Source organism: Enterococcus aquimarinus (assembly GCF_001885765.1).
Classification (GTDB): Bacteria; Bacillota; Bacilli; order Lactobacillales; family Enterococcaceae; genus Enterococcus_I; species Enterococcus_I aquimarinus.
This window is the reverse complement of sequence record NZ_JXKD01000004.1, coordinates 122381-145279: the sequence shown is the minus strand read 5'-3', so window position 1 is coordinate 145279 and position 22899 is coordinate 122381. Positions and strand designations below refer to the sequence as shown.

Annotated in this window: 19 protein-coding genes and 1 other RNA gene; 5 read left to right on the top strand and 15 right to left on the bottom strand. The window is 39.5% G+C overall.

The annotated features are described in order from the left end of the window. Nucleotides 1-42: 42 nt before the first annotated feature. Nucleotides 43-714: a 5-bromo-4-chloroindolyl phosphate hydrolysis family protein gene (locus tag RU93_RS04655; RefSeq protein WP_071874445.1), complete on the top strand. Its 672-nt coding sequence runs from the start codon at nt 43-45 to the stop codon at nt 712-714. Between the two features lie 67 nt (nt 715-781). After that, a complete protein-coding gene (locus RU93_RS04650) occupies nt 782-1966 on the top strand; it encodes a toxic anion resistance protein (RefSeq protein ID WP_071874444.1) in 1185 nt (394 codons plus the stop codon). A gap of 89 nt (nt 1967-2055) precedes the next feature. On the opposite strand, the gene RU93_RS04645 is transcribed toward RU93_RS04650, so the two are convergent. The 4 genes from RU93_RS04645 to RU93_RS04630 form a co-directional block, all read right to left on the bottom strand. Next, entirely contained in the window at nt 2056-3438 is a 1383-nt protein-coding gene (locus RU93_RS04645) for an amino acid permease (protein WP_071874443.1), read from the bottom strand. 174 nt (nt 3439-3612) lie between these two features. Next, entirely contained in the window at nt 3613-5115 is a 1503-nt protein-coding gene (locus RU93_RS04640) for a phosphohexomutase domain-containing protein (protein ID WP_071874499.1), read from the bottom strand. 94 nt (nt 5116-5209) lie between these two features. Continuing rightward, a complete protein-coding gene (locus RU93_RS04635) occupies nt 5210-6991 on the bottom strand; it encodes an ABC transporter ATP-binding protein (protein WP_071874442.1) in 1782 nt (593 codons plus the stop codon). Continuing rightward, nucleotides 6992-8734, bottom strand: coding sequence for an ABC transporter ATP-binding protein (locus RU93_RS04630; RefSeq protein WP_071874441.1), 1743 nt, complete (start codon nt 8732-8734; stop codon nt 6992-6994). 194 nt (nt 8735-8928) lie between these two features. Here RU93_RS04630 and RU93_RS04625 point away from each other — a divergent pair, with 194 nt between their 5' ends. Then, nucleotides 8929-9759 carry a helix-turn-helix transcriptional regulator gene (locus RU93_RS04625; RefSeq protein WP_071874440.1) on the top strand — a complete coding sequence of 277 codons (831 nt, stop codon included), beginning with the start codon at nt 8929-8931 and terminating at the stop codon, nt 9757-9759. A gap of 73 nt (nt 9760-9832) precedes the next feature. On the opposite strand, the gene RU93_RS04620 is transcribed toward RU93_RS04625, so the two are convergent. From RU93_RS04620 to RU93_RS04575, 10 genes are all read right to left on the bottom strand, one after another. Then, nucleotides 9833-10450, bottom strand: coding sequence for an SDR family oxidoreductase (locus tag RU93_RS04620; protein WP_071874439.1), 618 nt, complete (start codon nt 10448-10450; stop codon nt 9833-9835). Nucleotides 10451-11049: 599 nt separating this feature from the next. Beyond that, on the bottom strand, nt 11050-12576 hold the full coding sequence (locus RU93_RS04615) for a PASTA domain-containing protein (RefSeq protein ID WP_071874438.1): 1527 nt from the start codon (nt 12574-12576) through the stop codon (nt 11050-11052). Beyond that, on the bottom strand, nt 12569-13243 hold the full coding sequence (locus tag RU93_RS04610) for an ABC transporter ATP-binding protein (RefSeq protein WP_071874437.1): 675 nt from the start codon (nt 13241-13243) through the stop codon (nt 12569-12571). Before RU93_RS04610 ends, RU93_RS04615 begins: the two co-directional genes overlap by 8 nt. Before the next feature lie 12 nt (nt 13244-13255). Continuing rightward, nucleotides 13256-14779: an ABC transporter permease gene (locus RU93_RS04605; RefSeq protein ID WP_071874436.1), complete on the bottom strand. Its 1524-nt coding sequence runs from the start codon at nt 14777-14779 to the stop codon at nt 13256-13258. A 233-nt stretch (nt 14780-15012) separates the two neighbouring features. Next, nucleotides 15013-15459, bottom strand: coding sequence for a D-aminoacyl-tRNA deacylase (dtd, locus tag RU93_RS04600; protein ID WP_071874435.1), 447 nt, complete (start codon nt 15457-15459; stop codon nt 15013-15015). A gap of 8 nt (nt 15460-15467) precedes the next feature. Continuing rightward, entirely contained in the window at nt 15468-17681 is a 2214-nt protein-coding gene (locus tag RU93_RS04595; protein ID WP_071874434.1) for a RelA/SpoT family protein, read from the bottom strand. A 142-nt stretch (nt 17682-17823) separates the two neighbouring features. Next, the gene (locus tag RU93_RS04590) at nt 17824-18573 is read right to left on the bottom strand and encodes a 16S rRNA (uracil(1498)-N(3))-methyltransferase (RefSeq protein WP_071874433.1); all 750 of its coding nucleotides are present in this window, start codon (nt 18571-18573) and stop codon (nt 17824-17826) included. 1 nt (nt 18574) lies between these two features. Beyond that, nucleotides 18575-19522 (bottom strand): 50S ribosomal protein L11 methyltransferase, encoded by a 948-nt coding sequence (gene prmA, locus RU93_RS04585; RefSeq protein ID WP_071874432.1) that lies wholly within the window; start codon nt 19520-19522, stop codon nt 18575-18577. Between the two features lie 15 nt (nt 19523-19537). Continuing rightward, nucleotides 19538-20017, bottom strand: coding sequence for a DUF3013 family protein (locus RU93_RS04580; protein WP_071874431.1), 480 nt, complete (start codon nt 20015-20017; stop codon nt 19538-19540). A 19-nt stretch (nt 20018-20036) separates the two neighbouring features. Beyond that, entirely contained in the window at nt 20037-20663 is a 627-nt protein-coding gene (locus tag RU93_RS04575; RefSeq protein ID WP_071874430.1) for a DNA-3-methyladenine glycosylase, read from the bottom strand. A gap of 134 nt (nt 20664-20797) precedes the next feature. Between RU93_RS04575 and RU93_RS04570 the strand changes: the two genes are divergently transcribed. Both RU93_RS04570 and ssrS read left to right on the top strand, forming a co-directional pair. Beyond that, complete coding sequence (locus RU93_RS04570) at nt 20798-22081, top strand: replication-associated recombination protein A (protein WP_071874429.1); 1284 nt, start codon at nt 20798-20800, stop codon at nt 22079-22081. Nucleotides 22082-22147: 66 nt separating this feature from the next. Next, nucleotides 22148-22342, top strand: a non-coding RNA gene (gene ssrS, locus RU93_RS04565) — 6S RNA. A 70-nt stretch (nt 22343-22412) separates the two neighbouring features. On the opposite strand, the gene RU93_RS04560 is transcribed toward ssrS, so the two are convergent. Beyond that, complete coding sequence (locus RU93_RS04560) at nt 22413-22841, bottom strand: phosphate-starvation-inducible PsiE family protein (RefSeq protein ID WP_071874428.1); 429 nt, start codon at nt 22839-22841, stop codon at nt 22413-22415. Between the last annotated feature and the right edge of the window lie 58 nt (nt 22842-22899).

The following is a 22899-nucleotide window of genomic DNA, read 5'->3' as shown; positions in this document are numbered from 1 at the left end:
TCAACACTGGTTTATTTTATAGGAATATAGGAGGCGTAATCAATGAAAAAAAATTCATACGGGAAGATTCTGGCCATCAGCTTGATACTCCTCGTAATCTTTAGTGCTACAGGCTTCCAAAATTCGGGAAATCTTGTTCTTTTTCTTTTAGGGGTTGCATTGTTAGTTTTTGCTTTTCGCTCTAAAGCAAAAGAATCACCACAAGAAGCTCTCCCGTCGCTCACAAAAAAACGCGAAGAAGCCTATTTAGCTAGTGGGATGAGTCCACGCGAAATTACCCTTTTTCGTGAAACACTCAATCAAGCAAAACAACAAATTGATCAATTGCAACAAAACATTCATGTCAACACCAAATTAAAAGCAATTGATTTACGACATGATACGTTACGCGCAGCCAAAGGGTTGTTCAAAGCGCTTGTCAAAGAACCGACACGACTCCACGAAGCCAATCATTTTTTATATACTCATTTACCGAATATGGTTGATTTAACAAATAAATATATCGAAATTAATAACCATGAAGTAAAAAGTCGTGAAACGTATGAAAAAATGGAAGAAAGCATCCAAATCATTGATCAACTTGCTTCGTTAATTACTTCGGATTACCAACAATTTGTTTCAGACGATTTAGAAGAATTGGATATTGAGTTATCGATTGCCAAACAGAGCTTAAAAAGAGATAATACGTATAACCAAACAGACTCACAAAAATAATCTTGGAAGAGCTGGAGGAACATTCCGGTTCTTTTTTATGACTCACTGAATTAAAGGAGGATTTTCAATGACAACTAATGAACCTGCTACAAACGTATCTGATACTTTGGATGATTTATTAAATAATCCCTTTGAAACAAATACGGATAATCTGACTGTGAATCAACAAACCGAATTAAATGAATTACAACAGCAACAAACAGCTCCTCGCATGATGGACCGATTATCGACTGAAAGACAACAACAAGCCCGAGAATTAGCTTCTAAAATCGATTCTAATGATCAACAAGCTGTGATTACTTACGGATCAGCGGCTCAAACTAAACTCAGTGAATTCTCTCAATCGATGTTAAATCACGTGCAAGCTTCCGACATCGGACCGGTTGGGGATTCCCTCACGGAACTAATGTATCGCTTGCAAGAAGCCAATCCGGATGACTTACGCGCCGGCGAGGGCAATGTTTTTAAACGGATGTTTGGGAAAGTGAAACAATCCATTTTCGAAGTAACGGCGAAATACCAAAAGATTGGCGCTCAAATTGATAAAGTTGCCATTAAATTGGACAAAGAAAAAGAAGGCTTATTAAAAGATAACCTTCTTTTAGAACAACTCTATCAAAAAAATAAAGATTACTTTGATGCCTTAAACATTTATATTGCTGCTGGCGAGTTAAAAATGGAAGAATTGCAAAACGACATTATTCCGGCAGCTATGAAAAAAGCGGAAGAAACAGGCGATCAAATGGACGTCCAAATTGTCAACGACTACACTCAATTCTTAGATCGCTTAGACAAACGAACGCACGATTTACGTTTGACGCGCCAAATTACGATTCAACAAGCGCCACAAATTCGTTTAATTCAAAATACGAATCAAGCACTAGCAGAAAAAATACAAGCTTCTATCCATACGGCGATTCCATTATGGAAAAACCAAGTAGCCATCGCCTTGACATTGCTTCGTCAAAAAGATGCGGTCACTGCTCAACGTCAAGTTGCTGAAACCACAAATGACTTATTAAAGAAAAATTCCGAATTGCTAAAAGTCTCTGCGATTGAAACAGCCCGCGAAAATGAGCGTGGCATTGTTGACGTCGAAACGTTACAACAAACTCAAAATGACTTGATTGAAACGATCCAAGAAACATTACGTATCCAGCAAGAAGGAAAAGAAAAACGTCATGCCGCTGAGATTGAACTCGGTCACATGGAAGAAGATTTAAAACAAAAATTACTTGATTTAACACAATAAGAAAAACTCAGGAGTCAAAAAGACTTCTGAGTTTTTTGGCATGATTATAGAGAATTTATCAAGGTTGTTCTACTTTCAGACATGAAAAATTATTTTTCTTTTTTCGCTAAATGACTATGTTGGTAACCGTAAAAGAAATAGATTGCCAAGCCTAGCACAATGGTAATGATGAAGACAGTCCATGTTGCTTGTTGCAAGCGACTCATTAAAAAGGCACACGCAAGGACACTTAACCATGGTAAAACGGGCACAAATGGTACTTTATATTCCCCTTTTTTGGGTTGTCCCATCGTTTTGCGTAAACGCAAGATTCCTAGAGACATCATAATCAAACAGGCTAAGGCTGTGATATTGGTTAACTCTGCTAAAATGGCTAGCGGAAAGGCCGCCGCAAAGAATAACGCAATGCCACCTGCTACATACGTTGCACGAACGGGCGTCCGATGTTTTTGATCGATCTTTTGTAAGAAAGCGGGCAATAACCCGTCTTGACTAATCGCATAAATCAAACGAACAAGCGAATACAACATCGAAATGGTGACGGTTAATAAGGTTAAAATGGCTCCAATAGAAATAACTGAACCAATCATATCCAATTTTACGTAACGAAGTGCAAATGCGACGGGATCACCGACGCCCAATTCCGTGTAAGGGACCATCCCAGTTAAAATCAAAGTCACAATCACATACAAGACGGTTGCGATGGCAATCGAACCGATAATCCCTCTTGGAATATCTTTTTGAGGATTTTCAACTTCTTCTGCTGCCAAGGCGATTGCGTCAAAACCTAAGAAAGCAAAGAACACCAGTGCAGCACCATCAAAGACGCCGGAAAAACCAAATGGCATATAGGGTTTCCAATTGCTAGGCTCAATGAAAAAGACGCCCACGACAATGAATAAGGCAATTAAAGAAAACTTTACCCAGACCATTAAATTATTTAAGCGTAGCGCTTTTTTCGCTTCTTGCGTGACCCAAACAGTGATAAATACGACAACAAGCGCCGCAATCAAATCAATATACGTGCCTTCTTTCGCGTTATAGCCTGCTGTTAAAGCTTTCGGCAAGGTAATTCCTAAACTTGCCAAAAATCCTTGCACATAAGAAGACCAGCCCGAAGCAACGGAAGAGACTGCCAACAAATACTCACAAATTAAGAACCAACCGGCCATCCAGCCACTTAATTCTCCGAATACGACATACATATAACTATATGGCCCACCTGTTATTGGGACGCGGGAGGCAAACTCTGCAAATGAAAACCCACTTAAGATCACGACAAAAGCGGCGACTAAAAATGATAACATCGCAGCTGGTCCAGCATAGTCGGCTGCGGCAGAACCCGTCACCACAAAAATCCCCGTTCCAATGACGGCACCGATTCCTAATAAAATTAAATCCTTTAACTTTAAATTTCGCTTCATATAACCTAGCGACGCTTTTTTTATGGGTTTCTTACGAAAAACATCCATCTTTTTCTCCTTTCGAAGGAATCCATGATTCCTTGTGACCACTCATTCATAAATCAATTTTTTATGATTGCTGATAATACCTTCCTTACTTTACCAAAATACCTTGAAAAGCACCATCAAAATCTGAAAAAGTGCCAAAGAATTTAGTTCTTTTCTCAGGCACTTTTTGGTTAATTATTTGAATGATAAAAGATTGGTTTGATTGACGGCAGGATATTGATTCAAAAATGGATGCAACTTCTCAATTACTTTGAAAATGTTGCCTTCTTCGTCATTTTCAATTTGTAAGACTAATAGCGGTTCGTGTAAACTCATTCGCAGTAAAAACCAACCAGAACCAAAGCCTTCACTTAACTTAAAGCGTATGCCTTCTTCGTTTTCTGGATCAACTGTCCAACCAGGAATGACGATTTGAGCGAGGTCTGCAATGACTTGTTTCCCTAATGTTTGATAATCTGCTACTTCCAGTTTGAAGCGTATTTCTTGTGTTTCTTTCGGTTGTTTTAATTGGGCAATCATTTGTTCTAATGTTTGATTTTCTGCTTTTAATTGCGGCAATAACATTAAAATTTTGGCAATCACATAGGCGCCATCATCTAAAAAGTAATTTTCTTTGAAGGCAGCGTGACCACTTGTTTCAATCGCTAACTGACAATCAACTCCTGCTTGATTCAGTGCTACGGCTTTATTGATGACATTGCGATAGCCTGAAATATAACGGACTTGTTTCCCGCCTAATGCTTCGATGAAGGCTTTCAGATGATCGGTCGTCGGTGAATTTGTCACAATACTTGTTCCTGGATATTCGGATAATACGATGCGACTTAAGACGGCGATTAAATTATTTCGATTCAAGACATTGCCACTTTTGGTCACTACGGCTGAGCGATCAACATCTGTATCAAAGATGACGCCTAAGTCAGCGCCCACATTTAAAACGGCCGCTTGAATACTGGCCATCGCTTCTTTGTTATCAGGATTTGGAATGTGATTTGGAAAATGACCGTCTGGTTCTAAAAATTGTGAACCTGTAGTATCCGCACCTAAGGGTTGTAAGACTTTTTCGGCAAAGAATCCACCGGCACCATTCCCCGCATCAACGATGATTTTCATTCCTTGGAGTGGTTGTTGCACTTTTCCAGGAATCCCTTGGCGAACTTTTTCGACTAAATCTGCGGCATAAGGAGTAATTAAATCAGCGGTTTCAACGTTTCCTTTGGTCACTGTCTCCCTTGGAGTGGTCTGAGTCAAAATCGTGTGAATATCTTCTTTTTCTGCTCCGCCTTTGGGGCTAAAAATCTTGAGTCCGTTAAAATAATAAGGTAAATGACTCGCCGTAATCATCACACCCCCGTGACAAGCAAACTGAGGAAACTGGGTACACATAAACATGGCTGGCGTTGTGGCTAAACCAAAATCAATCACCGACACGCCTTGTTCAACCAAGGATTCAATTAACGCGTTGGCTAACATTTCTCCACTTAATCGACTATCGCGACCGACACCAATCTTTAACGATTCACCTTTTTCTAGTGAGATGTTGCTTGTGAGCCAATGAATCAAACCAGACGCAATTTTTCGGACTGCGTCAACGGTTAAATCGACTTGGTGTTCCTCTGTTGCGATCGCAATACCACGTATATCTGAGCCATTTTGTAAAACCAATAATTCATTCATCATTCATGCATTCCCTCGTTTCTTTTATAGTATGTCTATTATAACAAAAAAACTCAAAAGTAAGAGGGGGATTTTACTTTTGAGCTGATTTTGGTTAGCTCACACGAACCAAATCATATTGCGACTGATACAAGTAGTGATACAGTCCTTTGTGTTCAATCAATTCATCGTGGGTTCCTGCTTCTGCAATCTTCCCTTCGGATATATAGAAAATTTGCGAACTATTTTTTATGGTCGACAAACGATGCGCGATAATGAAGGACGTTCTACCTTTTAATAATTGTTGAAGCCCTTCTTGCAACAGCTCTTCTGTTTTCGTATCAATACTTGAAGTCGCTTCGTCTAAAATTAAGATTTTCGGATCCGCCAGTAGCGCGCGGGCAAACGAAATCAGTTGACGTTGGCCGGCTGATAAGGTGCTTCCACGTTCTTCAACGACCGTATTGTACCCGTCTTTTAACTCTTTAATGAAATCATGTGCACGTACAACTTTCGCTGCTGCGATAATTTCTTCTTCTGTTGCGTCTAATTTTCCGTAACGAATATTATCCATAATCGTTCCTGAGAAAACAAACGTATCTTGGAGCATGACACCCATTTGCGTGCGTAGCGATTCGAGCGTTACGTCTCGCACATCAAACCCGTCGACTTTGACACTGCCTTCATTCACATCGTAAAAACGACTTAACAAGTTAATAATCGTTGTTTTCCCAGCGCCAGTTGGTCCAACGAGCGCAATTGTTTCGCCAGGAGTAATATCAAATGACACGCCATCTAGAATATTCTTTCCTTCTTCATAACGGAAAACCACATTTTCAAACGTGACTTGCCCTTTAATCGGTGGTAATACTTGCGCATTTGGCGCGTTTTGAATATCAGGAATTTCATCCATTGTTTCAAAAATACGTTCTAAGTAAGCCGTCGCGGTAATTAAGGAATTATAGAAGTTCCCGATATTGATGACAGGATTCCAAAAGTTATTAATATAGCCGATAAAGGCAATTAACGTTCCCGTTGAAACATCTACACCAATTTGGCGTATTCCAATAAAATAAATCAAACTCGTGGTTAAGACCGAGATATTTTGCACACCTGGCCATAATAAAAACTGAATTTTCACAGCCTTCATCCAAGCGGTACGGTATTCATCGCTCACTTCATCAAAAATGCGGGCATTCTCTTTTTCACGAGCAAATGATTGGGTAATTTTAATCCCTGAAATACTTTCGTGAATATAGGCATTTAAGTTGGATTGTTTATTACTTAAATGTTGGTACGCTTTGCGTTGTTTCGTCGTAATAATCATGACAATTCCAAATAAAATTGGCAACAAGATTAGACTGTACAACGTTAATTTCACATCGATAAAGAACATAAAGGCTAACGTGATAATGACACTGATAATATCAGAAATTAAATTAATGAGACCATTACTCAATAAATCACTTAAGGTATTAATATAATTAACCACACGAATTAAAATTTTCCCATGGGGACGATTATCAAAATACGAAAATGGTAAGCGTTGTAAATGTTCAAAAATGGAATAACGCATATCTTTTAAAATATCTTGTCCGATTTCTGTGATGGCTAAAATCCGATAACGCATACACCACGCAATAAAGAACAGCGATAATAAGAAAACAACTGTAATAATTGCAAGTAGTTGGAGATTTTTTTGAGGAATGACGTCATCAATCGCAATCTTCATAAAATAAGGACCCAACATACTCGCAATATTCGCTAAGATGATGACAATTAAGACCTTACCGATTGCCGGTTTGTAAGGCGTGACGTATTCTCCTACTCGTTTATAGTGCGACCACTTAAATTCCTGGACTAACTCTTCATCTTCGTCAAATCGATTACGCGCCATTTATTCCACCTCCCCATTCGTTAACCCTAATTGTTTTTGATAAACTTCATAGTAGAAGCCTTTTTTCTTAATCAATTCTTCATGACTACCTTGCTCGATTACCCGTCCTTTTTCCATCATTAAAATGACATCTGCATCTCTAACTGATGAAATTCGGTGAGCGATAATGAACGTGGTTTTTTCGCCTGTTAAATGAACCAATTCTTTTTGAATTTTTGATTCCGTCTCCATATCAACTGCCGACGTTGTATCATCTAAAATTAAAATACTTGGATCTTTTGCTAAAGCACGTGCTAAGGAAATTCGTTGTTTTTGTCCACCGGATAGTCCGACACCGCGTTCGCCGACAATCGTTTCGTACCCTTGTGGCATTTTCGTAATAAAACTATGCGCATCCGCAACCATCGCAACACGTTGAATGTACTCTGGCTCCATAAACGGATTTCCAAAGGCAATATTATCTTCAATTGTATTAGAAAATAAGAAGACATCTTGCATGACCATTGAAATGTTTTCGCGCAATTGACGGACAGGATACTGTTTCGCATCTTTGCCATCAATCAATACTCTACCTTCTGTTGGATCATAAAAACGAGCGACCAAATTGACAAGGGTCGTCTTACCAGAACCGGTTTCCCCTAAAATACCTAATGTTTGACCTGGTTCAATTTTAAACGAAACATCCGTTAAAATATCTGTCGTAGGATCATCGGAAAATTGGAAAGAAACATGTTGAAATTCGACAAATCCTTTCACCTTTGTTGCTTCTTCTGATAATTCGACATGAATATCGGCTTTCGTATTGAGCATTTGACGGATTTTTACACAAGAGGCAAAGAAACGTTGCACGTCATTAATCAGCCAACCACTCATCCGCATTGGTTGATTTAACATCCATAAGAAGCCATTAAAGGTGATGAGTTCTCCTAACGTCATGGAGCCATTGACAACAAACAAGCCACCTAGACCAAGGGTTGTCAACGTTAAACTTCCTGCTAATAAATCCAACCATGGTAAGAACTTGCCCGATACCTGTGCCGAGGCCATATTTTTTTCCTTGTAATCTTCGTTATAAGACGTAAACTTTTCAATTTCAAATTGTTCTCGTGCAAACGCTTTGACGACACGGTTCCCACCAATATTTTCCTCAACCATTGAATTCAAACGAGAAAAACTTTCGCGAATCTCGTAAAAAACAGGATGTGCTTCTTTCGACATTTTCATCGTTAAGATATAAATGAGTGGTGTAATCACAATCAACGCTAGCATTAAGCGTACATTAATCAACCCCATCATCACGACAGCCGTAATAAACCACAAAATGGATTCAATTCCGTTATAACTGACCCATGAAATAAAATGACGAATCGCATCCGTGTCACCAGTCATACGTGCCATAATATCTCCTACTCTTGTATGATTAAAAAAATCAAAATCCAGAGTTTGGAGCTTATGATACATATCTTGCCTTAAGCGAAAGAGCACATTTTGACTCACACGCTCAAACATGATTTGGTACGAATAACGGATGACCGTTCGAATAAACTGGACTCCAATCATAATAGCTAAAAACGGGATTAATAAATCCGTTTGTCCCTTATTAATGACGCGATCGACTAACTCTCCCGTCAAAATCGGATTAATAATAATCAATAAGGAATTGACAACGACAAAAATAAGAGCAATAACGATTCTGAATTTATAACTGCGTAAATATTGCCAAATCCATTGGAAATTATTCATATAAGACACCTCTTTCTCTTTTTTACTAGTCCTATCATACAACTTACAATCTTAATTAGAATGGAATATCTTACTTAAGGCATGGAAATTTCTATGTCTTTTTTTAACGAATGCTTAGTTGTTTACTCAATTTCACGTATGTTTAGGGTATAATTAGAACAGAAGAAATTTTTGAAGAATGCTAAGGAGATCCCATGAATTTACAATGTTTTGAACCAGAAATTTTATATGCTTTTGATCTTTGGAACCAACCAGACAATGAAAACATGATTCATCACCATGATTTTTTTGAAATCTCGATTATTTTACAAGGGGAATCCTTATATTTAATTGACAATGAATGGCGAACGGTTCGTAGCGGGGATATTTTGTTATTTAATCCTGGTGTCGATCATGCCGAGAAGCAATTATTGAATACCTACTCACATCAACTACATATCGGCATTCGCAATTTTAAATTACACGGTTTGGCACAAAACCATTTCCCAACAACCCAATCGTTACTTTCCATGCAAGACAGTCAGCTAAAAATTTTTGATAAGGCTTGGCAATTGATTGAGGAATTTAATCAGCAACAGACGAATTTTAATCTAATGGGTAAAGCGCTCGTAATGGAAATGATGATTTTAATTTTGCGGAGTCTAGAAAAAAAAGAACGACTATCTGATGAAACGCAAGCGAGTCAAAACGATCGGATGCATCAAGTCGTCCAACTCATTATGACGTATATGGAAAATAACTACGCGAAAGACATTTCGATTGAACAGTTGGCAACGCTTTATTATGTTAGTCCGACTTATTTATCTAAAATTTTCAAAGATTTAACGGGTGTCTCTCCCATTAATTATCTCATTCAAATCCGGTTGAAAAAAGCCCATGAGCTCCTCACGACTGATGATTTGACGGTCAAAGAAGTCGCGAAGGCGGTGGGGTATGAAGATGCGTACCACTTTAGTAAATCGTTCAAGAAACATTTCGGCACGTCTCCCTCTCTTGTCAAAAAGCAAGAAAATGCCAATAGCTAATAATGAAAGCGTCTAAGAAATTTAAATGATTAAAAGAAGCCATCCAAAAATGCGTGGATGGCTTCTTTATGATTTAGTGTAACGATTTCGTATCACGTACTTGCTTTTGAATTTGTTGGAGAACTTCTTTTGCAACGTTCTCTACCAACGCTGGACGAAAAGTTGGAAAGAATAAGCGAATGAACGGACCCAGCGCCAAAAATACAGATGTTGGTTTACGGGTTTTATTGACTAACAAACTAGGACGAACAATAATCGCTTTGGGATAGAACCGTTGGATTTTTTCTTCCGCCATTTTTTTTGATTGAAAATATTTTTTTAAAAATAGCGTGGTAAACGGTTGTGCCGATAAATAGACAAATACCCAAACGCCGGCTTTCTTACCTTCCCTGGCTAATATTTCTGCCGTTTCCGCATTAAAACGTTGATACGTGCGTGCTTGTTTTGGCTTTTCTTGGATAATTCCAATGGCATCGACTAAGATATCAGCGGTTTCAAGCCACTGATGCCACTTGGTGGACGTTAAAACGTCTGCGCGACGCCACTCAACTTCTGATTGCCACGTCGCAAATTCTTTTGGCGTACCACTTGGCGAAACGCTTGTCACTTGATATCCTTGCGCTAGCGCCAGTGGAATAAACGCTTGACCAAAAACACCCGTACCTCCAAACACAATCATTCTTTTTTTCATGCACTCGTCCCCCTTTGTTCTGTCTATCACCATCATAATCCTTCTCTCCACAAAAACAAATAAAAGGAATAGTTGAAAAAATCATTTTACTCTGAGAAACGGGCGGTACATTCAAAAGAGCAGACCATTATCAACCGATTAACCGACAAACGTTCATAAAAACGGTTGTATAACTTTTAGTATTGATGACGGACATTCGTATCAGTTTTCAACACTTTTCTAGGTATATTATTTTTAGTGTTAATGCATACATCATTAAACTATTTTATTTGATTATTTCTTTCATTTTTTGACAAAACAAGTATCCAAAAGAGAAGCAACACTAGCGGACCGGAGAAAAATGCCTTGTGTCAGCTGCGTCAAAAGACGAAATGTGAATCACTCTAGGTTCGTGCTTCAGCACTTACCTAGAGTTTGAAGCTTTCGAGCTGAGAGAGGGAGGCTCGAAGCGGTCTCGCAGCCCTCACACAAGGCGATTTTTCATAGGGTAGCGTGAGATTCCAACAACACCATTTGGTGAAGAGCCAATTTGCCGAAGAACCATAAAAACAAAAGAGACCATGACAATAGTCACAGTCCCTTTTTTAATACTTAGTTATTTAAGGTGTCGCTTCTACACTTACGTCTGTTTCGGCGCCAGTATCACTTAAGCCTTGTAGTTCAGGATCGGGCGTGTCTGGTACATCTGGTAAACTTGTTGTAAGGTTGCCTAAGCTAATACCAATCCAAATCGTTGATTCTAACGGAATAAATTGACCGTAAGTACTCATTTCAACGACGGTTCCTTTTGGTTCAGCCGAATCGACGTAATAAATCGAATAGTAAATATTCGCGCCTTTTGACTCATATTCATCAAAGAATAATTTTGGCAAATCGCCTTCACTCACCGAACCACGTAAATCTTTCATATATGGTTTTCCTTGCGAATAAACGACCGTCACGGGTGGAATCGTATCTGTCTCGTTAAATTGTTTGCCCGCTTCAACGGACTGGCTAATAAATTGGCCATAGGCAACATAATCCGAGTACAAGCTTTTAATCACAACGGGAATTTTGGTTTCAATAGTTGTCGCTTCTTCCATCGTATACTGACTATAATCTGGAATTTCGATCGCTTTTCCTTTTGAAAGGTGTATGGTCAAGACCTCATCTTTTCCAATTTTCGTTCCCTTTGCAATTTCTTGTGAGATTGTCACGCCCTCGGCTACCGTATTTGAAAAATCTTTGACAATTTTTATTTTCACTTCATTTTTCTTCGCCCATTCTTCTACTTCTGCGAGCGGTTTACCGGTGAAATCAATCACTTCGATATTCTTTTCAAAGACTTCTTTTCCTTTTGAATAGTAAACCATCAAGCGATCTTTTCTTTTGTAATCTTCTGCTTTGAGTTCTTTACTTGCAAATTCTTGCTTAATAAAGACACCTTTTTTGATTGAATCATCGTAGTTTTCGATGAGCGTCACATTCTCAGCTTTTTCTTCCAAAATCCAATCTGCAGCTTCGGTTTTGGTGAGCGTCGAAAAATTCGGTAAGGTAATTTTTTCCTCAGGATCTGGGCCAAGACTAGCCGTTACGTTCAGGATCTTGCCTTTGCGAATTTTTTTATCCGCTTTGACACCTTGCGTGATCACATGATTAATCTCTTCTTCAAAGTTATATTCTTGTGCGACTTCAATTTTGACTCCTGATTCACTTCCCCAAGTTCGGACTTCCGCAATTTCTTTAGAGGTGAAATCCGGAACTTTGACGTAGGATAATTGATAGTACGTAAAAATCGCTAAAATCAGTGCAAGAGCTGATCCAAGACCAATAAAGAGATATTTTCTTTGTTGTTTTTTCTTATAAGTCGGATCAAATTCAGTCTCTTCCGTTTGAAAACGACTGACGTTTGCCGTTGCTTGTTGATTACGTCTGGACCGGCTTGGTTGTTCATCAACCGGTTCGGCAGTGTTTGGTTGATTGTCGTCGTCGTGGATTTCCTCTTTCGTCACTGGTTGTTCAAATACTTCTTCTTGTGGTTTTTGCGGCATCTCATCTGAAACGACGGACGCATTGTCTTCCGTCGTTTCTCCTTGTTTTTTGCCGTCATATTTTTCTTTCGTAAAATTCGTTAAAAAATCACTCATCGGTCTTTAACACACCTTTACGCAAATATAATCGTTCATCTGCTTGTTGCGCAATTTCATTCGAGTGTGTCACCATGATGACACATTTATTATGTGTGTGGGCTAGCTCTTTGAAAATATCAACAATTTCTTGTTCCATTTCTTCGTCCAGATTCCCTGTTGGCTCATCCGCTAAAATAATATCGACATTCGTAGCTAATGCCCGGGCAATCGCCACACGTTGTTGTTCGCCCCCAGATAATTGGTTGACTAAGCGATTGGCTTTGTCTTTCGTAATCCCAATATAATCTAATAAATTGTACGCTACTTCTTGATGATTCGCTGGCAATTCATTATCAGTAATCGACATTGGAACTAAGACATTTTCAGCTGCTGTTAGATAAGGAACGAGATTATAACTTTGAAAAATAATACTAATTTTATTGCGTCGGAAATAATCATAACCGATTTCTTTAATATCCTTATCTTCTAGTAAGACGGTTCCTTCCTTTGGTGCATCTAGCGCGCTAATTAAGGATAAGAACGTTGTCTTACCGGAACCTGATTGCCCTAGAATCGAATACAATTTTCCTTTTTCAAACGCGACAGAAGCATCTTTTAGAATATAGCGACGCTGATCGCCATCTTGATAATAATAATCGACATTTTTGGTTTCTAATAAACTCATTGAAATTCCTCCTTACATCATAATTTTTTTCGGATTTAAACGTAAAATATACAATAATGGGACAATCACGGACAGTAAGACCGTACCTAAACCAATGAGTAAATAACTCACGATATATCCTAATGAAAAAGTAACGTTATAGGCATTTTGAATTTCTTCGGTCGTAATATTATTTCCCATCATATTACCATAATACATGACGCCATTTTGCGCCCCATTTAACCAATCCATTTGAAGTAAGGATCCTGAAATTCCACTAGCAAGTAAATTCCCAGTAATTAATGAAAGGATTAATGCTAACGCACTAGTGAGTAACAACTCGACTAAAATTTGGCCGATAATTTTCGCGCGGCTCTCTCCTAATGAGAGATAGATTCCTAACTCATGCTTACGATCACGTAAGAATAATAAAACAATCAAGGAAATAATCATTAATGCTGCAGCAACTGCAATGATCACGACATAGCCAGAAATTTTTCCTAATTTTTGCATCCCACCGGCAATTTGATCATATTGATCACTTGAAGCCACCACGTGATAATATTCTTTCGTAATCAGTGCATTGGCTTCTTCCCGAAAGGCTTCTAAGTCATCAATCGAATTTAAGATATAGGTCGATTGATAGTACTCATTACCAGCGACATCTTCTAATGGCATTTTCCAAATTTTTTCTTGCATCTGTGCGTTGAGTGATTGAACTAGCTTATTTGGTGCATAAATCGTATTAATTTGCTCCATGGCTTGCCAGCTTTCATTTGAAACTTCTTCGGGTGTTTTTTCTTTCGTTTCTTCTTTTTTAACGACCGTAAAAATCCCCACGACTTCCGTTGGGAAATCAAACGTAATGACTTCCGGTTCATTGAGACCTCCATCGTCCGTCATTTCGCCTTCGTCTGTGCCTTCATCCTCACGCATCACGTCTTCTTCGTTATAATATTCACCCGTTACGTCAAAAACAAGTTGATCACCGACTGAAAGATTATTTAATTCAGCGACTTCTTTACTAATGATGACATGTTGCGTCCCATCCGTAATATCTTTATCGCTAAAAGTCGACCCTTCCACGATTTTGATATAGCCTTCTTCCGCATCGACAATCTCTTTACGATTGACACCTTTTAGATTAAATTGATATTTTGCGGCACCACCATATGAAACACTGCCGTCTTCTGGCGAATAGGCTTTAACTTTATTTGTTCCCATGTAACCTGGAATCGAATAATCAAAAAATTTCACATAAGGTAATTGCCCAACCGCTTCTAATTCTTTTAAGCTTGGCGCAGAAAACCACTCACTATCATCTTCAAACTTTTCTGGATTAGCATTGTAGTCTTTATCAAATTGTTCATAATCCATGTCAATGGTCGCTTGAGCACCCATTTGTTTCTTCGTTTCAATTTCAACATTTTTAGTTGATTGTTGAATCGAGACAGCACCAGCAATCACATTTCCTAAAATAAAGATGACTAAAAACAAAATAAAGGAGCGCCCTTTTCGTCGTGTCACACTTTTTAATCCTCGTTGCCAAAAATTCATTCTTTTCCCCTCCAAATTCACTTTTCTATATTATTCCATAGTTCAACTTGCCTTACAATCGTTTTAATATCGTCTGTTCTTTCTAAAGGTGTGGACGATTCACTTACTGTATCTTTTATTCAGTCCTTTCCTTGATATAACAACATTTATAATAAAAAAACTAAAACCTTCCTCTGTCTAACAAAGTTGTAAGGTTTTAGCTTTTCTTTACTATTTCTTATAGTACTTTATGCTTATTTTTCTTTTGAGTCGATGATGATGGTCACAGGTCCGTCATTCACAAGGGACACTTGCATTTGCGCACCAAATTCACCTGTCGCAACAGGAATTCCTGTTGCTTCTAATTGTTGGTTAAATTGTTCATATAACGGTATCGCCTGTTCTGGTCGAGCCGCTTGAATAAAACTCGGGCGATTGCCTTTTTTTGTCTCCGCGTAGAGTGTAAATTGTGAAATGCTTAGGATGCTTCCTGAAACAGCCTGAATATCGACATTCATTTTCCCGTGTTCATCTTCAAAAATCCGTAATTTTTGAATTTTGCGGACAAGATACTCGACATCTGCTGACGTATCCGTTTCATGAATGCCTAGTAAAATCATGAATCCTTGCTGAATTTCTCCGACAATTTCACCATCAATTGCCACACTTGCTTGTGAGACTCGTTGAATGACTGCACGCATGAAATGATCTATCCTTTCGTCCGTTCAACGCTATAAACGTCAGGAATTTGATTGATTTTCGTTACAATTTGTTGTAAATGTTCTAAATTTTGAATGGACACGGTCAAACGGATGGTCGCATTTTTTTCTTTATCCGCGCGCGCTTCCACACTGGAAATTCGCTTAGATAACGTATTAACTGTTTGCAGGACATCATTTAACAAGCCTGAACGATCAAATCCATAAATTTCTAAATCCGCATCGTATTCCTTGTTGCTATTGCCCGTGTCTTCCCACTCAACTTCGATTAAGCGTTCTGCTTGCTCTTTGGAGTTGACGATGTTTGGACAATCCGCGCGGTGAATGGAAATACCGCGGCCTTTGGTAATATAGCCCACGATGTCATCGCCTGGGACCGGATTACAACAACGACTGATCCGAATCAATAAGTTTTGCACGCCTTGAATGACGACGCCACCTTCATGACGAATCTTCATTTTATCGGATTTCTTTTCAACTGGTTGGTTGATCAATTCTTGTATTTTTTGTTTTTCTTGTTCTTTTTCTTTTTCTTTACGTTCTTGTTCGGTGATTCGATTGGCAAAAGTCGTTGGACTCAGTTCGCCATAGCCAATAGCCGCAAATAAATCATCTTCTGTATTATAGTTATAACGACCAATGACTTCTTGCATACGGGTCTTCGTTAAAACTTCTTTTGGAACAAAGCCCATCTCTTGCAGACACTTAATCACCATGTCGCGACCTTTTTCGACGTTTTCTTCTCGACCTTGCGTTTTAAAGAAGCGACGGATTTTGTTCTTCGCTTTACTCGTTGCGACTAATTTCAACCAATCACGACTTGGACCAAGCGAATTGGCAGACGTTAAGATTTCGACAATATCGCCATTTTTTAATTTATAGTCGAGTTGGACAATTTTACCGTTAATTTTTGCCCCCACCGTTTTGTTCCCGATATCCGTATGAATATTGTAAGAAAAATCTAGTGGACCTGATCCTTGAGGCAATTCGGAAACATCGCCTTTAGGGGTAAAGACATAGACTTTATCACTGAAAATATCTCCTTTAACGCCTTCCATAAATTCAGATGCGTCAAAACTTTCATCTTGCAGTTCAAGTAATTCTTTAAACCAGCCAACTTGTTGCGTCATTTTATCCGGTTTCGCTTTTTCCGTTGCACCTTCTTTATAAGCCCAGTGAGCGGCGACCCCAAATTCGGCAATCTCATGCATTTCATGGGTGCGGATTTGGATTTCAATTGGCGTGCCTTTTGGTCCAATGACCGTCGTATGAAGCGACTGATACATGTTGGCTTTTGGCATTGCAATATAATCTTTAAAACGTCCGGGCATCGGTTTCCATTTCGTATGAATCGTACCAAGTACCGCATAACAATCTTTAATCGAATCGACAATAACCCGAATCGCCAACAAATCATAAATCTCGTCAAATTGTTTTTTCTTATCGACCATCTTGCGATAAATCGAATAGATATGCTTTGGTCTACCGTAAATTTCGGCATAAATATCTAATTCTTCGGTTGCGATACGAATTTCTTCGACGGTTCCTTCGACGTAGGTTTCCCGTTCTTCACGCTTGGTTTGCATTAAGTGCACGATGCGATAATACTGATTCGGATTTAAATAGCGTAACGCTCGGTCTTCGAGTTCCCATTTAATGCGACTAATCCCTAATCGATGTGCCAGGGGTGCATAAATTTCAATCGTCTCTTGGGCAATGCGTCGCTGTTTATCTTCTCTTAAATGGTTCAACGTTCGCATGTTGTGAAGGCGATCGGCTAATTTCACCATAATAACCCGTAAATCTTGTGCCATTGCAATTAACATTTTGCGGTGATTTTCAGCGAGTTGTTCTTCATGGGATTTATACTCGATTTTTCCTAACTTGGTAACGCCATCGACCAACATCGCTACGTCTTTCCCGAACTCTTGGACCAGATCTTCTAACGTCACATCGGTATCTTCCACCACATCGTGTAAAAAACCGGTTGCGACAGTATGGGGATCCATGTGGAGTTCCGCTAAAATACCCGCTACTTGAATCGGATGGATAATATAAGGTTCTCCCGATTTACGGAATTGCCCTTCATGCGCTTTCGTTGCATAATCTAACGCTTTTTCAACAAATTTTGTGTGTTCTTCACTCATATAAAATGATACTAATTTGATCACATTCGGTCCAGTTAAAATGACTTCTTTTGCCATCGAGAACCCTCCTTAATAAAAAGGTCTGGGAAGCTCCCAGACACTACAGTATTGTATGTACTCTTTTAATCGAATCTTACAGCGTTATTATACAAATTTTCAGAAGGTTTTTCAATTCTCTCTCCTCAATCGAACAAGTCTTTTACTGTAATTCTAATTGATAACTCACCGCACTTAAAAAATAAAGCGGCGCTGTCTCACAACGTAAAATACGTGGCCCTAAGCCACAAAGTACTCCTTTTTGAGCAGTCAACAGGTCAATTTCTTTGGGTGTCAAACCACCTTCAGGCCCAAAAATCGCGAGGATTTTCGCACCTGGAACAGTCTGACTTAACACTTTTGCGAGTTGACTTTTTTCACCAGCCTTGGCTGCTTCTTCATAAGCCACCACAATTTCATCGTATTCGGCTAAGCGTTGATAAAATTCTTGTGCCGTAGCCAGTAACGTCACTTGGGGTGTTACTTGACGATGGGATTGCTCGGCCGCTTCTTGCGCAATTTTTTCGCATCGTTGTTGTTTTTTCACTCGTTTTTTATCGTCCCATTTTACCACAGAACTTTGTGCAGGAAAGCCGATAAAGTCATGTGCCCCTAGTTCCGTACCTTTTTGAATGATCCACTCTAATTTATCGCCTTTTGGGTAGCCTGAAGCAATCGTGATATGAACAGGTAATTCTTTTTCCTGATGTTCTTTTTCGATTTCTTTTAGCAAAACCTTATCCGTTAAAACAGCCGTAATTTCTGCGACAATCGTGATTTGGTTGGCAAAAGCTAAGTACACGTGATCGCCTTTACTCATTCGAATCACTCGTACCATATGGTGATAACTTTCGCCGGTCACTTCATATTCAGACTTCGCTTCATATTGATCTGTTAAAAAATAGCGTTGCATCTTAGTCTTCCTCTGGTTTTCCTAGAATAATCGCATACCAGTCTTTTTGTTGTAAAATTTGCGTAACGACAAAGCCTTGCGCTTGTGCAGCATCAATGACTAGTTGCTTTTTGTTTTCAATGATTCCTGATACGATGAGTTTCCCTGTTTGCTTTAACAAGCGCCAAGCATCCGGCAACATGAGTAAGATAATATCGGCTAAAATATTCGCCACAATGATATCCGCTTCAATCGTCACGCCTTGTAATAAATCATTGGCTTCAACCGTGACATCTTTTGCGATTGGATTTAAATCCATATTTTCTTGCGCCGAGCGAACAGCGACTTCATCTAAATCGTAGGCATATACGTCGTTGGCACCTAAGTATTTACTCGCAATACTTAAAACGCCCGATCCTGTGCCGACATCTAAAACCGTTTCGCCTCCGCGCAAGGTAACCTCAAGAGCTTGAAGGGTCAAATTGGTTGTCGGATGCGTTCCTGTTCCAAAGGCCATCCCGGGATCTAATGTAATAATTTTTTCAACCGCATCGCGTGCTTCATACTTTTCCCAACTCGGAACAATGGTTAAATAACGCGTCACGCGTACCGGATGATAATACTTCTTCCAAGCTGTTGCCCAATTTTCATCCGCCACTTCACTCACTGTCAATTGATTTTTCCCAATGGCTAAGCCAAATTCAGGTAATTGATTCACGCGCGTCGTAATAAAAGGCATCACTTCTGGCAGAAAAATGGTTTCAGGGAAATAAGCCATCACTAGCGCGCCTTCTTCTAAACGTGTATATGTTTCTTTATCTAATATCTCACCGTATTGATCACTTTTAAAGTTTTCAATATCAAGGGTATCTTCAATAGCGACGCCACTTGCCCCAGCTTCCATCAAAATATTCGCCACGGCTTCAACCGCTTCACTGGCTGTTTCAATTTTTACTTCATTCCACTTCATTGCTGTACGCTCCTTTTAGTAACTTGGGTAAGGGATCATTTGGTCTGGACCTTTATAGGCTGCAACGATTTGGGCATATCGTGCTTCATCAAAATGCAGTTCAAAAACATCCGTCTCTTCTTGGTCGAGAAAATCAAGCAAGTCTCCTTGTCCTTCATCGAGTATTTCTTTGATGTAGTCTACTAGACCGACGAGTTCACTTTTTTTCATTCCTTTTTTACCGGCATATGGTAGACACGCTAAGTAGTCATCTGGATCTATCTTTGATTTGACGGGATCGTATAACAAAATACTATCTTCAAATTCAATCACTTCTTCTTCTGAACCGACACCCGTCGCATCGTCAATCAACCATTGTTCTTTATTTTCAGCAAAGAGTAAAAAAACTAATTCAATCGTGTGATTCCGGTTATCCCAATCAATTGCCACCTCATAATCGGACATTTTTTTGGTTAATTGTTCATCTAAGAAATGTAACATTGTTTCTTTTGCCATTTTTTTTCCTCTTTTCTATTCATTCATACGACCAACCATAATGGTCATCGATTTCTTTTTTGCGAATATTTGTCACATATGGATTCCCCCACGCGACGTAGCGTAACGGGGCGTTCGTCCAAGGCCCCTTATTGGGAATTCCAATACGAGGGAGCCGTACAATCTTTTTAGGTTGTCGTTTTTTCTCAGGAACGAGCCGAAGCGGACTCGTAAAAATAGACCGGCCATAAAGTTCTTTGGTGATGCCTAATGCGGCGACAAGTTTTCCGGGGCCATTGGAAAGTTCTGATCCCGTCTTCCCTCGTCTTACTTGCATCTGTTCTATACCGTCAATCGGTTCCAGCCCTCGAATCATTACGCCTTGAGGTATTCCGATGTTTTGTGTCACAATGTTCAAAATTAAATTACCATGCATCGAATACAAATAAATCGTGCCTGGTTCTTGATACATCGCTTTTAAGCGCGGCGTATCACGCATGCCGTAACTATGAGCCGCTTCATCTTCTGGTCCAAGGTACGCTTCGCAATCCACAATATAGCCACCTACTATCCCATCCGGTAAACAGTGCTCCAGATACATCCCAATTAGACTTTCGGCAATTTCTTCGGTCGTTTGTGTTTGAAATTGTTCCATCCATTCGTTCATTCATCTCACCTATTATCATTCTACACAATTCTTGGCTTTAACGCTATTAAGAATCAAAGAGAATGTGAAATAACCCGTCGTGATTTGTCCTATGTTATACTAGTACTATGATTTTGTAGAAAGGGGAATGTCCCATGCAACAACCACTCGCGTATCGGATGCGTCCGAAAAATCTCGATGAAGTCGTTGGACAAAAACAATTAGTTGGGCCCGGAAAAGTGATTCGGCGGATGGTCGAAGCCAAGATGCTATCCTCGATGATTTTATATGGGCCTCCAGGAACAGGGAAAACTAGTATTGCGAGTGCCATCGCTGGCTCAACGCGTTATGCTTTTCGTATGTTAAATGCGGCGACCGATACAAAAAAAGATTTACAAGTTGTCGCCGAAGAAGCCAAAATGAGTGGCACGGTCATCTTATTGTTAGATGAAGTGCATCGACTCGATAAAACGAAACAAGACTTTCTCTTGCCTCATCTTGAAAGTGGCCGACTAATATTAATTGGCGCGACAACCGAAAATCCCTACATCGCTATCAATCCAGCGATTCGAAGTCGAACACAAATTTTTGAAGTGCTTCCCTTAACAGAAGAAGATATTTTACAAGCGGTGGAACACGCTTTGCAAGATAAGATCAATGGATTAGGGGATTATCCTGTTACCATTGAAGAAGCCGCATTATTCCATTTGGCACGGGGAACGAACGGCGATTTACGGAGTGCTTTAAACGGCTTAGAACTAGCCGTTCGCTCCACGCCTCCTAATGAAGCAGGAGAAATTCAACTAACCCTTCCAATTATCGAAGAATGCATTCGCCGAAAAGCGCTCACGCATGATAAAGATGGTGACGCGCACTACGATGTTATCTCCGCGTTACAAAAATCAATCCGTGGCAGTGATGTCGATGCTGCCCTTCACTATTTAGCCAGATTAGTGGAAGCTGGGGACTTGACGATTATTTGTCGACGATTATTAGTCATTGCGTATGAAGATATTGGTCTTGGCAATCCAGGGGCCGCCTCTCGCACAGTGAATGCCGTTTTAGCAGCAGAAAAACTCGGGTTCCCCGAAGCACGAATTCCGTTAGCGGAGACTGTGATTGATCTTTGTCTATCACCTAAGTCAAATTCCTCCATTACAGCAATTGATCGCGCACTCGGCGACATTAAACAAGGCAAAGCCGGCAGCGTTCCTGATCATTTAAAAGATAGCCATTATCAAGGGGCGAAAACGTTAGGTCGGGGTGTCGGTTATCAGTATCCACATCAAAACGAACGTGGCTGGGTCAACCAACAATATTTGCCACATTCGCTCAAGCATGCGCGTTACTATTTACCTAAATCAACCGGAAAATACGAGCAAGCACTCGCTTCTCGCTTGCAACAACTTCAAGAGTGGAAAAAAAAATCATCATCTTAAAAAACGCTTTCATTCCATAGTACCTACCTATTGCGTGATTTTAAATCCTGTGCTACTATGGAAGTGGGGAATCTGTGATGTACGAGTTATCCCACTTTAGTGTTGACCGAACATTTTTATTGATATCTTGGGATCCGTCCGGTGTTAAAGTTAGTAACACGCCTTTTCACTTGGTAGTTCGATACTTTGACCGTGGAGCCCACCTGCTTGAACTTGCGGGATCAATACTCCGGGACAAGAAACGGCATCAACGGTAACCCACTTTTTTTGAACAATTAACCCTCTTATTCTCCTGAATAAGAGGGTTTTTATTTTGGGATGACCGATTGAATCAGATAATTTTTTCATCACCTTCATCTTCAATCGATGTAAAAGAAGTCATTTTTTCAAAACAAATTAAGACAACCACTAGCACTAAAATCGCGAGCGATAAATAAAGTGTGTCAATTCCACCACCATGCTCTAATAATAACTCGCGTAAAATAGCCGTCATACTAATTAAGACCAAATAACGAATCGGAATGTGATGGTCATCTTTAATATACTTTAATAACATCAAAATAATCTCAAGTAAAATAAACATGGTCGCAATTTCTTCAATTAAGTAACTCATCTCTCCAATTTCTGTCAATGGAATGACGTGTTGAATCATCATATAAATACTCTCTCCCATCGCGATTAATACCACGATAATGAGGATTCCGATTAAAATATCGACTGCTTGTCCAATGATTTTTTCGAATTTTTGAAACACTGGCATCTGTTCACCGTTCCTTCTCTTTTTTACTTCTGGTGTCACACTGGCGCTTCCAAGTTAC